We start from the raw sequence: 14,137 nt of genomic DNA on the forward strand, positions 1-14,137 counted from the left end.
TGACGTCGGTGGCGGTGACTACCGCGCCCAGCCGGCGCGCCGTCGCGATCGCCTGCAGGCCGGCGACACCAACGCCCATGATGAAGACCTTGGCGGCGGGCACGGTGCCGGCGGCCGTCATCATCATCGGCAGCGCGCGGTCGTATTCGGCGGCCGCATCGATGACGGCCTGGTAGCCGGCGAGATTGGCTTGCGAGGACAGGACGTCCATGACCTGGGCGCGGGTGATGCGCGGCATGAACTCCATGGCGAACGCCGTCACGCCCGCCCTGGCAAGTCCCGCCACGGCGGCATCATTGCCATAGGGATCCATGATGGCGATGACGGCCGCGCCTTTTTTGTAACCCTTGAGCTCGGCTTCGCTCGGCCGGCGCACCTTGAGCACGACATCGGCCTTGCTGGCATCGGACGCCTTGCCGATCGACGCGCCGGCGGCGGCGAAATCCGCATCGAGGATGCGCGAGCCGAGCCCGGCACCGGCCTCGACGATCACATCCAAGCCCAGCCCCGCCAGCCGCTTCACCGTCTCCGGCGAGGCGCCCACGCGCGGCTCGTTGGCGTCGGTCTCACTCGGGATGAATATTGTTTGAGACAACTGGCTCTCCGCGCAAAATATTGGCCCGCCGGGAACCCTTCCCGGCGGCTGAGTAGCTCTTTCTTCGGAAACCGCGGCGAGCCCGGGGTCGACGGCAGCCGATCAGTGGGCGACCAGAATGCCCTTGGCCTCGAAGATCTCGCGGATCTGCCGAACATAGCCGTGATAGGCCTTGTCCTCGTGCGTGCTGCTCCACTGGCGCGGGCGTGGCAAGTCGATCTTGAGGTCGAGATCGATACGGCCCGGACGCGGCGACATCACGAGGACGCGGTCGGCCAGGAACACCGCCTCATCTATACCGTGAGTGATGAACAGCACCGTGTTGCGAACTCTCGACCACATGGACTGCAGGTCCATGATCATCTGTTCTCGCGTCAACGCATCGAGAGCGCCGAAGGGCTCGTCCATCAGAAGAAGGCCTGGCTCCTGGATCAACGCCCTGCAGATCGCCACGCGCTGACGCATGCCGCCAGACAATTCCGAGGGGTATTTGTTGCCGAAACCCTCCAAGCCGACCTGAGCAAGAAGTTCCTCGGCACGCTTGCGATATTGTGTCAGATCAAGTTTCTTGATCTCGATGGGCAGCAGGATGTTGTCCAGGACGGTCCGCCAGTAAAGCAGGAGGTCCGACTGGAAAACGACACCTATTTTCGGGTGAGGCTTGCTGACGGATTCGCCGTCGATGGCGATCCTTCCCGTCGAGGCGGGGGTAAGCCCAGCCAGGAGCGAGAGTAGCGTGCTCTTGCCGCATCCGCTCGGACCCACAACGGCAACGAAGCTGCCGGGCTCGAAGGCAAGATCGATCTTCTCAAGGGCAACGACATCGTCGTCCTCGCGGGTCTTGTAGATCTTGGACAGCCGCGAGATCTCGACCGCTGCGCCCGTCATCTGGGTTGTGGCATTCATTTGGACTGCCTCACTGTACCTGTTCTGTTGTTGCCCGCCGGATGCAGAACCGCGTCACTTTGCGGCATCGCGCCTGTAGGTGACGCGCGCCTCGACCATGTTGATGACCGAGTAGAGCACGACGCCCAGTCCCGAAATCGTCACCACCGTGGCGAAATTCATGGTCGTGTCGAACAGAGAGTTGGCTTGAAGCTGCAGGTAACCCAGCCCACGCTCGGCCGCGACATATTCACCGATGACCGCCCCGATCACGGCCAGCGACACAGCTACCTTGAAGCCGCCGAAGATGTTGGGAAGTGCGGCCGGCAACCGCACTTTGAAGAAGGTCTGCCATTCGTTCGCGCCCATCGAGCGGACGAGGTTGACGAGATTCTTGTCGAGCGACTGCAGCCCGACGACGGTCGAGATCACGATCGGGAAGAACGAGATCAGGAAGGCCAGCGTGATCTTTGGCGCCCAGCCGTAGCCCAGATAGAGGACAAGCAACGGCGCCAGAGCCACCTTGGGCACCGTCTGCAAGGCCACAAGCATAGGATAGATCGCTCGTTCGAACGCTCGCGAATAGAAGATGGCGAGGGCGAGCGGCACGCCGATCAGGACACCCAGGCCGAAACCCGCCACCACCTCGAACAACGTCACATAGGCATGTGTGGCGAGCAACGGAAGCTCGGTGACGATCCGCCGGGCGATGGCCAATGGAGTCGGCAAGACGAACTCCGAAAGTCCAGACAGCGGCACGAGCACCTGCCAGGCGCCGATCAGGACGGCCGCGAGCATGAGCGCGGAATATCGCTCGGTCCAGCTGCTGCGCGCTTTCTTTTTCCTGGCCATGGCCCCGCTCCGCCCCTTCTGCGCCCGGCCGGCGCCGATTACGTCCGTGCTCACCACAGTAGCCTCACTGCGTCAAAAGATCGTTGGTATAAAAGGTCGAGAGAGGCTTGGCCTCGCCGATCTCCTCGACGCTTCCGATCAGCTTCAGCGCATCGGCGATCGCCTTTTCATCGACCCATCCAACGGGCTTCCCGCTCGGAGCCTCAATGGACCGCGACGTTTCCTCGATCTGCTGCTGGATGACCTTATCGGAAGGGCCGGCCTGCCATACGGCCTTCAATGCGCCGGTCGCAGCGGCGGGATCGGCACGAGTAAGTTCTATTGCCTTGGCGTTGGCGGCTAGGAAGCTCTTGATCGCCGCCCCTCTCTTCTCGATCCCGTCGTTGCTGGCCACGACCGCCATCCCCGGCACCGCCAGACCGTATTCAGTCAGATCGAGAACCGGATATTTGACGCTCGTTCTTTCCTCGAGCACTGGAAGATCATTGGTAAGATAAACGCTGACCACATCGACCTGCTTCTGCAGGAATTGCGGCACGCGCGACTGCGAGTCCATCTGGACCTTGCTGACCTTGTCACAGTCGATCTTGTTCAACTCGCAGAAAACACCAAGGTAGGATGTACCGGTTTCACCTACGGAATGGGCAATCTTCTTGCCTTCCAAATCCTGCGGCGATTTCACCGGATTCTCGGGATGCGAAATGAGGACGACCGGCGCGTGTGGCTGGTAAAGCGCGACGATCTTTACCGGCATGCCCTTCTGGATTGCCGAAATGGCAAAGATACCTGGTAGGATGACTGCATCCTCCTGCCCCTGGATGAGCGCGCCGAGAGCTGCCTGTGAACCGGCGCCCTCACCGAGCTTCAGCGTGAGACCAGCGTCCTTGTAGACGCCCTTTTCTTGCCCGAGATAAAAGAAGCCGTATTCGCCTTTCAGCTTCCAGCTGAAGCGCACATTCACGTCTTCGGCCGAAGCGCTTTGCGATGCCAAGGCCGTACCGAAAGCGGCCGTCGCGGCAAACGCGAAAGCGCGCACAATACCAGTGCGATATGACATTCCTTCCTCCACCTTGAGGCGCTATCTCTGCGCCGTTACAGCCTCTGGGGCTTGCCTCCCGGAACAAGGCCTCCCTGCTCTCGCATGCCTCATTCTTGATCTCATAGTGTGATCACATTTGAAGTTTGTCAAGCGCTGAATCGGAGACGGATTGCAGTTGCCCGGAAATGGCGTGCGAGCCCACCGTGGCCAAAAGCGGCCCCAGCCGCCTTGCGGATGCGGGTCAAACGAAAGCATTCGGCCGGCAGGCAAGCCCCCTGCCCTGCCGCTTTCGCTAATTTAGAACTCACCTTGACGACGACAGATGTGTTCTCAACGTTCCGTCGACAAAAGACCGCGGAGCGAATTCTCGACCGCGGTCCTGGTCAGATTGCGCGCGATGAAGACCAGCCAGCCACGCGGCATGTCTTCAGGCCAGCGCGGCAGATATTGGGGAGGATAGACGACGTGCTGCACGCCATGGATGACGACCGGCCTAGGATCGCCTCTGACCGGCAACAATCCCTTCACGCGAAGGATCGACTGCCCCCTGCTGGCCAGCAGCAATTCCAACCATTCCACGAATACCGGCCACTCGACTTGTTCACTGATTTCTACTGAAAAGGTCTCTATCCCGTCACTATGCACTCCCGACGACGAAACATCGCCGATCGTGAGATGACGTGGCTCGTGAAATATGCCGGGATCGAACATGTCGGTCGCCCGAGGCATGGCTTCGAGGCTGGACACGATCGGCCGCATGGAAGGATTGATCTTTTCCACATCCAGCTTGAGCGCGTCCAGGCGCCAAGGCTCGACAAGATCGGACTTTGTGATGACGACGCAGTCGGCCAGCCCTACCTGCTGTACGGCCTCCGCGAAGTTTCCCAGACTGTTTGCGCCACTTACCCCATCGACGGTGGCCACAATCGTCCCTGCCTTGTAGCCGCGCCGCAACCGGATATCTCCCATCACCGCATGCATGATGGGTGCAGGATCGGCAAGACCCGTCGTTTCCACAATCACCCGGCGAAACGGCGCCACTTCACCACTTCCGGCCATCGACAGAAGATCCGCCAGGGTGGAAACGAGATCGTCCTTGACCGCGCAACACAGGCAGCCTGAGGACAACAGGACGACATCTTCCGAAACCTCTCGCACCAAAAGGTGATCGAGCCCGACCTCGCCGAATTCATTGATGACGACGGCAGTGTCGGCAAGGTCAGGTTCGGCCAGCAGATGACGAAGGAATGTCGTCTTGCCGCTGCCGAGAAATCCGGTCAGCACATGGACCGGAATTCTCGAGTCCTCCAAGGGGATCTCGGGCTGCACGATCAGTTGACCTCGAAGATCGCGTCCACCTCCACCGGCACATTACGGGGCAGCGAATAGACGCCGACGGCCGCGCGGGCATGGCGTCCAGCCTCGCCGAAGACCTCCACCATGAGGTCGGACGCGCCGTTGATCACCTTCGGATGATCCTTGAAATCCGGCTCGGCATTCACGAAACCGCCAAGCCTTATGACGCCGACGACCCGATCCAGGTCACCGTCCAGCGCCTGCTTGAGCTGGGCAAGGATGTTGACGGCACATAGTCTTGCGGCCGCCTGCCCCTGTTCGATGGAGTAATCCGAACCCAGCTTGCCCGTGAACTTGTCCTGGCCGCCCTCGGCCGGCACCTGGCCGGAAATGTAGATCTGGCTGCCCATCTTGCGCGCCGGAACATAGTTGGCCGCCGGAGGCACGGTATCCGGCAGGCTTATCCCGAGCTCCTTCAGTCTTCCTTCGAACTTACCCGCCATGGCGCGCCATATCCTCCGATTGTGGTCCGATTGTCAGTTCTCGAAAAGCAGCTCGGGCCCTTGCGCGAAGGGCAGCTCGATCCCGTTGGAACCGGCGACACTGAGCAAAGCCCGGCAGGTCGTACGGATATCGTGGACGATGCCGCGCTTCGCGGCAGCGGCGTTGCCTTCCTTCAATGCTTTGAGAATGTCCTCGTGATCGGCAGCGTTCCAAGGCATCGAAGGGATGAGCAGCGACATGTACATGGTCGGCCCGAACTGCAGCCAAAGCGACTCGATCAGGGGAAGAAGCACTTCCGATTCAGCCGCTTCGTAGAGGGTAAAGTGAAACTTCTGGTTGGAGGACAGGCAGTTCGCGATGTCGCGCTTCTCGATGGCCTGAAGCAGCTGCTTGTTGATCCCGTTGAGTTCCGCGATGAGCGCCGGCTTGGCTTTCTTGGCGGCAAGCTCGGTCGCCATGCCTTCCAAAAGCTCGCGCACTGCGAACAGGTCGCTCAGCTTCTCCGGGCTGAGACGCGGGACACGCACCGAACCGCCCTTTGTTTCCTCCAGTGCGTTCGCGGCCACGAGACGGCTCAAGACTTCCCGCACAGGCATCGGGCTGGTGCCGAAGCCAGCTGCCAGCTTGCGAAGGCTCATCACTTGCCCAGGGAGGAAAGCGCCTATCATGAGGCCTCGGCGCATATAGCGCAGAACCTGCTCATGGACGTGGCCGCGCTCGCGCTTCACCGCCCCGTTCGTCGTACCATCCGAGCCTTCATTCTTCTTGATGCGCATCTCGCATCTCCGTTCTTGATTATCGATTCACAGTTTGGACCCTGCGCAAGCCTGGCCTCGTTCCCTCCGGTCACCATCATTGACACGGGACTGTGATCTCATATTGTGATCAATAGATGAACTTTCGGCGGACGGCAACCGTAAACTCGCCTTGGGCACGGGCGGCATTTTTCCACCAATTCGCCATCGGTATCATTGCTGTCGCACGCTCTTCACAGGGATCGCCACAATGCACTCATCCACGGTCGACCAGCGGACGCTAAAAGATCTTATCAAGGCCTGCGCCGCTCAAGGCCAATATATGCTTCGTAATCTACGCCTTCACAGCACGGTTACCAGAACCGGATGCCGGCTTCCGGAAAGTAACGAATTCTTCCTGGCGGATGTAACTGTCGAAGGCGGAAAGATCTCGGCAATAAGTCCAATCGACTCTTCGAGGAATCGCTCAGTCGTGAAGACGGAAACCGGGATCGACCTCGGCGGCAGAATCGCGCTGCCGCTTTTCGTGGACTGCCACACGCATCTCGACAAGGGCCATATCCTGCCGCGCGCTCCTGGCGCGGACGGCACGTTTGCCGCTGCGCTTGCCGAAACCAAAGCCGACCGCAGCAGGCACTGGGCGAGCGAAGACGTGGCTCGGCGCATGGAATTCGGCTTGCGATGCGCCTACCACCACGGGACCGGAGCGATCCGAACGCATATCGACTCGCTCCCGCCGCAGGACGAAATCTCGTGGCCGCTGGTCCGCGAACTGAAAGAGCAGTGGCGCGGCAGGATAGAACTCCAGGCCGCCTGCCTTTTCGGGATCGATCTCGTGCGAGACGAAGACGTTCTGGAGCGGATCGCACGCCGCGTTGCGGAGGCTGGCGGAGTTCTCGGCGCGGTCGCCTTTCCGACGCCCGATCTCGATCTGCTCCTCGACCGCATGTTCTCGGTTGCTGGCCGTTTCGGGCTAGATCTCGACTTTCATGCTGACGAGACAGGCGATCCCGCCGCCGACGCCCTGGAGCGCATCGCGGAGGCGGCACTTCGAAACCGCTCGCCGAGCAAGGTGCTCGTCGGCCATTGCTGTTCGCTCGCGATGCAGGATGCGGCCCGAGCGGACAAAACCCTGGACAAGGTCGCAGCGGCGGAGCTGTCGATCGTATCCCTGCCTATGTGCAATCTCTACCTTCAGGACCGGCGTCGCGACGGTACCACGCCCCGCTGGCGAGGCGTCACGCTCCTGCATGAGATGCGCCACCGTGGCATTCCGGTTGCTCTCGCCTCCGACAATACCCGAGATCCGTTCCATGCATATGGCGATCTCGACATGATGGAGACCTATCGTCTGGGAACCCGCATCCTGCATCTCGACCATGGCGCAGCAGACTGGCCGCGGGCCGTGTCGGCAACGCCGGCAGACATCATGAGGCTTAGCGAATCGGGCATGATCAGCGAAGGTCGATCGGCCGATCTTGTCCTGTTCGAAGGACGATGCTGGTCGGAACTGCTTGCTCGGCCCGAACACGAGCGGATCGTGCTGCGCGATGGCGTGCCGAACGAAACACGGCTGCCCTCCTACGCCGAACTGGACGACCTCTCGGGTCTGGCCATGACCTGAGCCCAAACAGACTTGGCCGCCGAAGCCGGCGGCCAAGTGGGTCCGTTGCAGTCTTAAATAGGCCGAAGTCAGAGAGAGGGAGCCTGTTTGTCGGCTCGCCCCCCGCTGGAAACCGCCCATTCCTGGACGGCTCAGGTGTCATGCAGTCGCCCCAACCTGATAAAGCTCGACCTTCGTCCCGTCGGGATCGGCGATATAGATCGTCAAACCGTACGGCCCGTCATGCAGTTCGTCGTAGTAACGTATACCGGCCTTCTTGAGCTTGGCGTCCAGGGCTCGAACGTCGTTTACCTCGAATGCTATGTGATCGATCTGGCGATGGTCCGCAGCCTTGCCGTGGATCAGCGCAATGCCTTGATGGAAAGCCGTGAACGGGCGGCCGTCGGCAAGCGGCTTGGCCGGCCGGATCGTGAAGCCCAGAAGGTTGGTGTAGAAATCGACGGATTTGTCGATGTCGTTGACCATGATCAACTGGTGCCCGTAATTGGTGACGCGTGGTTTGACCTGTTCACCGATCCAGTCGAGCACCTCCGACGACTGCGCGACCTCGCAGAAATATTGCTTCCAGACCTGCTTGGCCGTCGCTTCCCAGTCCGCATTGACCCCGGAGATGCAGTCGTCGACGGCGATGACGTCGAGATCGCGGAGATAGGCTTCGCGGATCGAGGTCTCGACGCAGGCATTGGTCGTGGCGCCGGTCACGAACAGGTGCTGGGTGCCAAGCATCTTCAGCATCATCTCCAGCCGCGTCTCATAGAACGCGCCGAAGCGATGTTTGCGGATAACGAAGGCCGGATCGAAATCGGCGAGCGGCTTCAGCTCGTCGATGATCTGCTCATCCCAGGTGCCGGCCAGCGCCGACACCTGCTTGCGTCGAGCGGTGTGGCCGAGCAACTTCTTCTTGGCACGGTTCTGGTCGACGGCGAAGTGCTCCTGCATGGTCCAGATGACCGGAATGCCGCTGTCCTGGCAACGCTTGATCAACTTGGCCAGCGGCGGCACGATCGACGAGAGCCGCTTGGTGTCCACTCCGGAAATCCCGAGCGTACCCTTTTCATGGATGAAGGCGTTCTGCAGGTCGATAACGAGCAGCGCGGACTTGCGATAATCGAGGGCTTCGAGGCTCATTTCTTGTTCTCCGCCATATCGATGCCAAGCACGCCTCCGCGTCCCCAGCTATCCTTGGGTGTTTCATGGATCACGACATGGAGGTGATCGGGCTTGCAGGCGGCCTCCTCAACCATCGCTTTGGTGATGGCTTTGACGAGGTTGCGCTTCTGCTCGACCGTGCGCCCCTCCCACATCTCTACGACGACGAACGGCATCTATTTCTCCTCTCTTTCCCCAGGCATCGCACCTGCGGCCCACACGGGCACGGCAGGCGCGAAGCCGGTGACCAGATCATTGTTTGCCCGGTCGATGCCGCTGAGCAGCCATAACGGGCGATGGGCGTAGTTGATCAGAACCTGCTCTTCCATGCAGGCGCGATGAGCGGCGTGAAGCGGGTCACGGACGAAGCGGCTGGTCGCGGGCATCAGCCTGATCACGTAGAGCGGTTCCAGCGGATCGAGCCCCGCGAGCTTTTCCGCGCCGATCTCGGCCAACTGAGTAGCGCTCGGCTTCGGATCCGCCCGGCCGACCGGCAGTAGCACGACCGCACCGGCAAGCGGTTCGACCGGCCAGTACCGCCCTTCTCTCCCCGCATCAACGAAATCGCGATAAAGGGCAGCCTCGGGAAACAGTTCACTGTCCCAGAGGATGATGTCGCTTCCGATGAGCGAGCTCGCCGCATCGATCACGGCCTTGCTTTCGCAGATGTCCAGGAACGTCCAAGGGTCGGTCAGGTCGATGCCATGTCCCCATGGGTTATGAAGCCCCGACAATCTTTCCTGGCGGATCGCGCCCTTGCGGGCAACGATCCGGGCGACGGCCCCGTCGAGGGGCAGGCGCGCCGGAACGAGCGAAACCCGTCCCGCAAGGTCGAGTTGGCCGGAGCCCGCCGGAGTCATGACGGCAGCGTCACACAGCGGCCCCGGCGATAGTGGCTCTCGTCGACGGCGCCGTTTTCATAGACGACGTCGCCACGCGCCACGGTCAGCACCGGCCAGCCCTTGAGTTTCCAACCCTCATAGATGCAAGTTCCCTTGCCGGTGTGGTTGACGGTGCGCTCCTCGTCGAGATCGACCAGCACGAGATCCGCGTCGAAGCCGACGTCGATATGGCCCTTGCGCGGCCACAGGCCGAAACGGCGCGCCGGATTGAAAGAATTGAGTTCGACAAGGCGGCTGAGCGGCAGGCCGCGCTGATGAACGCCGAAATGCAGCATCAGCGAAAGCTCCCACGGGAAGCTCACGACGCCGGGAAACTCGGTCCAAAGATCCTCGAGCTTCTTCGGCAGAAACGGCACGTGGTCGGTACCGAGGCTGTAGACCGAGCCGTTGAGCATGCCTTGCCACAGACCTTCGAGCTCGTTGCGATCCCGCAGCGGCGGCGAAATCTTGGCCCGCATGTCGAGATCCTCGTCATAGCAGGTACGCGTGAGATAATGCGGGCAGGTTTCGACGGTGACGTGGACACCGCGGGCCTGGGCTTCGGCGGCAAGGACAGGCCCCATGCCAACCGACGTATGGACGAGATGAAGCGAGCAGCCGGTCTTTTCCGCCAGGAAGATCATGCGACGGATGGTTTCGACCTCGCAGAATGCCGGCCGCGATTCAGTATAGGCGCCTAGATCCTGGCGTCCGGTCGCGGCGATCTCCTTCTTTATCCAGGACGCGATCTGCGTGTTCTCGCAGTGTACGTTGATCACCGCACCCGGGACCTTGGAAAGAATGCGCATGGCCGCGTAAACCCAGCCATCGGTCGCCGGCACGATGCCGATCGGATTGTCGGGCTCATAGCCAAAATAGCACTTGAACGATTTCACGCCGGTCTTGGCAATGATTTCGGGGATCTCGGCGATATGCTCTTCGCGCTGGATGCCGAAATGGAAACCGAAGTCGATGACGGAGTTCTCCTCGCCAATCGCTTTGCGTTCCTCGTAGAACGGCAGATAGGATTCCTTGAGATTGCGGATATAGAGCAGCGCCGTCGTCACCCCGCCGGAAGCGGCCGCGGCCGTTTCGGTGCGCATATCCTCGGCAAAGGGAAACTTCACGCCCAGATGGCAATGCGGGTCGATGAGGCCCGGCATCAGCACCCTGCCTTCGGCATCGATCGTGCGTTTGGCATCCGGCAGCACTTCGTCGGCGCCGGTCAGAACGATCTTGCCATCCCTGACAGCCACCCCGCCATGGAACTCGCCGTCATGGCGAACCACACGCGCATTTTTGATGACCAGATCCGCTTTCATGACTCCTGCTCCATAATTGCTTCAATGCGGCGGCTGATGCCGCTCCACTGGCTGCGTCCCACGGTAATGGGTGCGCGCGCACCCATGCCGCGGGCCCAGACCGCTTTCAGACCGAGTTCGGCTGCAGCCTCCCGATCAATCGTTCCGGGCGGTGCTGCGACGTCGACGAGCAGCGCATGCTTGGGCAGAAGCGCCAGTTGCTCGCGTTCGATGAGGCGTTTGGGGACGCTGCCGATGACGATGTCCATTCGCGGCAGGATCTCCGGGAGCTGTTCCAAGATGTAGGATTCAGCGCCTGCGGCGTAGGCGGCGGCGCGTTGCACGGGATTGCGCGCCGCCACATGCACATTCGCACCGAGGCTGACGAGCGTGTTCGTCAGAAGAGAGCCGATCGTGCCCTGCCCCACCAGGCAAACATTGGACTTGTGGATCGTGATCTCGGTGTTCTCGATGATGACTTTCAGCACTCCCTCGACGATCGCCGGACCGCGCAGCAGCATCAGGTCGACATCCCACTCATATTCGTGAAGCGCTATGCCGAGTGCCTCGCAGTGCCCTTTCAGATTGCCATCCGCCCAGCCGAGAATGATGTGGCCGGGTTTCCTCATGCCTGCCAGCATCTCCCGGGTTGGAATGATCTTCTCGGGCGACTTCGGGGCGAACAACGCACCTTCCGCCGTAATGCCGGGGATGGGAAACAGGGCGATGTCGGCTCCCTTCAAGGCGTCGGTGGCGTCCTTCGCATGGTACACGCCTTCGATGCCACCTTCGGGCCACGGAAAACCATATGCGCGAACGGTCGCTCCGGCCCTTAGCGCACAACGTGCGATTTCCTGTTCGCGGGCATCGCCGGCGACGACTGCGATGACCTTGTCCTGCCAGCTCATAGCGCCCTCACCTTCCGGATGACTTGTTCCTTGGAGAGCCCGGCGATGCCCATCGCCTCGGCCGTACGCCCGCCCTTGCGGTACTCGGTACCGACGGCGATCTGAGCAAGACTGTAGAGCGATTTCGCGACAGGAGTGTCGACGCCGGCAATCGCCGCGAATTCGAGGAAGGGTAGCAGCCCGTGCCCGAAATCCTCCTTGTAATAGCGATACTCGAGTGAATCCGGCCCTTTTATCCGGCGATTGGCTTCGCCCCCCGAGATTGCCGCGCAGAAATCGCTGGTATCGACGACATCGGCCTCCACCGTGCCGAGCAGCTTCATCTCCTCGATGAGGTTCGGGAGTTCATGCCCGAAGGCCCGCGCAACGGCGAGACGCTCGTCGTCGAGCTGGCGCATGATCCGGGCGACACCGGGGGTCATCGCATCGACGTAGAAAGTGAAATCTCCGCCTGTCGCCTCGACCCAGGCAGCCGCCAAGATCGCGCCCGGCGGATGAAGAACCATATTGACGTTGGAGAGGTCCGAAGCAATCACATCTGCAACGGGCGTGAGCCCGGGGAACAACTTGCCGGCGATATCGAGGACGTCCGCACCTCCACGCAACGCCGCCGCCTTCAACTGCTTGGCGCGGCCGCTCACCGTTACCCCGTCCGGCCGGTACTTGCGGGCGACATAGGTCAATGTCGAAAACTCGACCACCGGAGGAGCTTGCCGGCCGCTGCGCGAGAAGGATTCAGCGAATTCGAGCGCACCGCCGGTATGACCGGGATTGAGCACGACGGGCTTGTCCGACGACCAGCCGGCATCAGCCAGGCCCTTCGCGATCGCCCCGTGGGAGAAGGTCGGCAGCGCGACCACCGCTACTTCGACATCGGCTATGGCTGCGGCGAGATCGGTCGTGATAAGTGCGGGCCTGGCGATACCTTCTCCGAGCTTGCCCTCAAAGGCGACGCCGCCAAGCCTCAAATGTGGCTCCAGCGTCTCGGCGGACCGAGCCCAGAAACATACATCATGGCCGGCCTGGACCAGTTCGGCGACCGAGGCTGTACCACCCGCGCCCGCGCCCAATACTGCAACTTTCATATTCTCCTCCGAAACCGACGCGCCGCCATGTTGGGCCGGCCTCCGAGCGCAGGCCGAGCTCTCACCCGACCGGCGCCAACGTCATCGATTTTCTTGATCACACTTTATGATCACAACGTGATTTGTCAAGCTGTGATGTTCCTCACTTGGCCCAACCTGTCTACCCCGCGTCGGCAGCCAAGCCAGCCCCGGCGATACCCGCAACCCCGCACAATTCGTCATTGTCGGACGTATCGCCGGAAATGCCCACCGCTCCGAGGACAGCCCCGTTCTCGGATCGAACCAGCACCCCTCCCGGGACGGGAACGATACGACCGCCGGATGCGCCGGACAGCGCCTGGACGAAGTGAGGGCGCTCCATCGCAGCATTGTTCAACCATCGCGATCCTGCACCCACGGCGAGCGCGCCGTAAGCCTTGCCGAAGGCGATCTCAAACCGAAGCATCGAGGACCCATCCTGCTTTTGGAAAGCGATCAGGTGGCCTCCGGCATCCAAGACGGCTACCGACAGGGGCTTCAACGATGCTTCACGCGCCTTGTCGAAGGCGCCCTCGATAATTGTGTTTGCATTTTTGAGACTCAGGCTGGTCACTTGAATTGCTCCTTCGGTTCGACTGTTTTCAGCTCCAGCCGCCGCCGATGCAGCACCGGCTCGGTGTAGCCGTTGGGCTGGACGCGGCCCTGGAAGACGAGGTCGCAGGCCGCCTGGAAGGCGATGGACCTGTCGAAGTCGGGCGCCATCGGGCGGTAGAGCGGATCGCCGGCATTCTGCCCGTCGACGATGGCCGCCATGCGCTTCATCGTTTCCACCACCTGGGCCTGGCTGCACACGCCATGATGCAGCCAGTTGGCGATGTGCTGGGAGGAGATGCGCAGCGTGGCACGATCCTCCATCAGCCCGACGTCATTGATGTCGGGCACCTTGGAGCAGCCGACGCCCTGGTCGATCCAGCGCACGACGTAGCCCAGGATCCCCTGCGCGTTGTTGTCGAGTTCCTTCTGGATGTCCTCGGGCGTCCAGTTGGGACGCACCGCCACCGGCACCGACAAGATGTCGTCGAGCCTGGCCTTGGCGCGGCCCTTGAGCGACGCCTGCACGGCCTTGACGTCGACCGCGTGATAGTGGGTCGCATGCAGCGTCGCCGCCGTCGGCGACGGCACCCAGGCGGTGTTGGCACCCGCCTTGGGATGGGCGATCTTCTCGGAAAGCATCGCCGCCATCATGTCGGGCATCGCCCACATGCCCTTGCCGATCTGGGCATG

The 14,137-nt window shown here is 61.6% G+C and carries 14 protein-coding genes and 2 pseudogenes; 1 reads left to right on the forward strand and 15 read right to left on the reverse strand.

Annotation, left to right across the window (positions count from 1 at the left end; translation table 11 throughout):
- From ACCO56_RS32765 to ACCO56_RS32795, 7 genes and pseudogenes are all read right to left on the reverse strand, one after another.
- Nucleotides 1–595: pseudogene (locus ACCO56_RS32765) on the reverse strand (Re/Si-specific NAD(P)(+) transhydrogenase subunit alpha); the annotation flags it as partial.
- A 102-nt stretch (nt 596–697) separates the two neighbouring features.
- Nucleotides 698–1,501 carry an ABC transporter ATP-binding protein gene (locus ACCO56_RS32770; protein WP_433645166.1) on the reverse strand — a complete coding sequence of 268 codons (804 nt, stop codon included), beginning with the start codon at nt 1,499–1,501 and terminating at the stop codon, nt 698–700.
- Between the two features lie 54 nt (nt 1,502–1,555).
- A complete protein-coding gene (locus ACCO56_RS32775; RefSeq protein ID WP_433645167.1) occupies nt 1,556–2,332 on the reverse strand; it encodes an ABC transporter permease in 777 nt (258 codons plus the stop codon).
- A 64-nt stretch (nt 2,333–2,396) separates the two neighbouring features.
- On the reverse strand, nt 2,397–3,389 hold the full coding sequence (locus tag ACCO56_RS32780; protein WP_433645168.1) for an ABC transporter substrate-binding protein: 993 nt from the start codon (nt 3,387–3,389) through the stop codon (nt 2,397–2,399).
- A 312-nt stretch (nt 3,390–3,701) separates the two neighbouring features.
- A complete protein-coding gene (locus ACCO56_RS32785; RefSeq protein ID WP_433645169.1) occupies nt 3,702–4,682 on the reverse strand; it encodes a CobW family GTP-binding protein in 981 nt (326 codons plus the stop codon).
- Between the two features lie 20 nt (nt 4,683–4,702).
- Nucleotides 4,703–5,170: a RidA family protein gene (locus ACCO56_RS32790; protein ID WP_433645170.1), complete on the reverse strand. Its 468-nt coding sequence runs from the start codon at nt 5,168–5,170 to the stop codon at nt 4,703–4,705.
- A gap of 33 nt (nt 5,171–5,203) precedes the next feature.
- A complete protein-coding gene (locus ACCO56_RS32795) occupies nt 5,204–5,947 on the reverse strand; it encodes a GntR family transcriptional regulator (protein WP_433645171.1) in 744 nt (247 codons plus the stop codon).
- 229 nt (nt 5,948–6,176) lie between these two features.
- Here ACCO56_RS32795 and ACCO56_RS32800 point away from each other — a divergent pair, with 229 nt between their 5' ends.
- Entirely contained in the window at nt 6,177–7,550 is a 1,374-nt protein-coding gene (locus tag ACCO56_RS32800; RefSeq protein ID WP_433645172.1) for a cytosine deaminase, read from the forward strand.
- Nucleotides 7,551–7,688: 138 nt separating this feature from the next.
- Here the strand turns inward: ACCO56_RS32800 and ACCO56_RS32805 are convergent, their stop codons facing one another.
- The 8 genes and pseudogenes from ACCO56_RS32805 to ACCO56_RS32840 form a co-directional block, all read right to left on the reverse strand.
- Nucleotides 7,689–8,678, reverse strand: a complete 990-nt coding sequence (locus tag ACCO56_RS32805; protein ID WP_433645173.1) for an isochorismatase family protein — start codon at nt 8,676–8,678, stop codon at nt 7,689–7,691.
- Complete coding sequence (locus tag ACCO56_RS32810) at nt 8,675–8,875, reverse strand: 2-hydroxymuconate tautomerase (protein ID WP_433645174.1); 201 nt, start codon at nt 8,873–8,875, stop codon at nt 8,675–8,677. The genes ACCO56_RS32805 and ACCO56_RS32810 overlap by 4 nt, the downstream gene beginning before the upstream one ends.
- Nucleotides 8,876–9,559 carry a resolvase gene (locus ACCO56_RS32815; RefSeq protein ID WP_433645175.1) on the reverse strand — a complete coding sequence of 228 codons (684 nt, stop codon included), beginning with the start codon at nt 9,557–9,559 and terminating at the stop codon, nt 8,876–8,878. It lies immediately after the preceding gene.
- On the reverse strand, nt 9,556–10,902 hold the full coding sequence (locus tag ACCO56_RS32820) for a dihydroorotase (RefSeq protein ID WP_433645176.1): 1,347 nt from the start codon (nt 10,900–10,902) through the stop codon (nt 9,556–9,558). Before ACCO56_RS32820 ends, ACCO56_RS32815 begins: the two co-directional genes overlap by 4 nt.
- Complete coding sequence (locus ACCO56_RS32825) at nt 10,899–11,789, reverse strand: dipicolinate synthase subunit DpsA (protein WP_433645177.1); 891 nt, start codon at nt 11,787–11,789, stop codon at nt 10,899–10,901. Before ACCO56_RS32825 ends, ACCO56_RS32820 begins: the two co-directional genes overlap by 4 nt.
- The gene (locus ACCO56_RS32830; protein WP_433645178.1) at nt 11,786–12,874 is read right to left on the reverse strand and encodes an NAD/NADP octopine/nopaline dehydrogenase family protein; all 1,089 of its coding nucleotides are present in this window, start codon (nt 12,872–12,874) and stop codon (nt 11,786–11,788) included. Before ACCO56_RS32830 ends, ACCO56_RS32825 begins: the two co-directional genes overlap by 4 nt.
- Nucleotides 12,875–13,034: 160 nt before the next feature.
- Nucleotides 13,035–13,466, reverse strand: a complete 432-nt coding sequence (locus tag ACCO56_RS32835) for a GlcG/HbpS family heme-binding protein (RefSeq protein WP_433645179.1) — start codon at nt 13,464–13,466, stop codon at nt 13,035–13,037.
- Nucleotides 13,463–14,137: pseudogene (locus ACCO56_RS32840) on the reverse strand (malate synthase G); the annotation flags it as partial. The pseudogene ACCO56_RS32840 and the gene ACCO56_RS32835, both read right to left, overlap by 4 nt.

The organism is Mesorhizobium sp. 1B3 (genome assembly GCF_050958605.1).
Lineage (GTDB): Bacteria > Pseudomonadota > Alphaproteobacteria > Rhizobiales > Rhizobiaceae.

Bases quoted from the DNA above. Each gene is read 5' to 3' on its own strand.
- ACCO56_RS32780 (WP_433645168.1), bottom strand. From the start codon at position 3,389: ATGTCATATCGCACTGGTATTGTGCGCGCTTTCGCGTTTGCCGCGACG.
- ACCO56_RS32815 (WP_433645175.1), bottom strand. From the start codon at position 9,559: ATGACTCCGGCGGGCTCCGGCCAACTCGACCTTGCGGGACGGGTTTCG.
- ACCO56_RS32830 (WP_433645178.1), bottom strand. From the start codon at position 12,874: ATGAAAGTTGCAGTATTGGGCGCGGGCGCGGGTGGTACAGCCTCGGTC.
- ACCO56_RS32820 (WP_433645176.1), bottom strand. From the start codon at position 10,902: ATGAAAGCGGATCTGGTCATCAAAAATGCGCGTGTGGTTCGCCATGAC.
- ACCO56_RS32795 (WP_433645171.1), bottom strand. From the start codon at position 5,947: ATGCGCATCAAGAAGAATGAAGGCTCGGATGGTACGACGAACGGGGCG.
- ACCO56_RS32810 (WP_433645174.1), bottom strand. From the start codon at position 8,875: ATGCCGTTCGTCGTCGTAGAGATGTGGGAGGGGCGCACGGTCGAGCAG.
- ACCO56_RS32775 (WP_433645167.1), bottom strand. From the start codon at position 2,332: ATGGCCAGGAAAAAGAAAGCGCGCAGCAGCTGGACCGAGCGATATTCC.
- ACCO56_RS32825 (WP_433645177.1), bottom strand. From the start codon at position 11,789: ATGAGCTGGCAGGACAAGGTCATCGCAGTCGTCGCCGGCGATGCCCGC.
- ACCO56_RS32800 (WP_433645172.1), top strand. From the start codon at position 6,177: ATGCACTCATCCACGGTCGACCAGCGGACGCTAAAAGATCTTATCAAG.
- ACCO56_RS32770 (WP_433645166.1), bottom strand. From the start codon at position 1,501: ATGAATGCCACAACCCAGATGACGGGCGCAGCGGTCGAGATCTCGCGG.
- ACCO56_RS32805 (WP_433645173.1), bottom strand. From the start codon at position 8,678: ATGAGCCTCGAAGCCCTCGATTATCGCAAGTCCGCGCTGCTCGTTATC.
- ACCO56_RS32790 (WP_433645170.1), bottom strand. From the start codon at position 5,170: ATGGCGGGTAAGTTCGAAGGAAGACTGAAGGAGCTCGGGATAAGCCTG.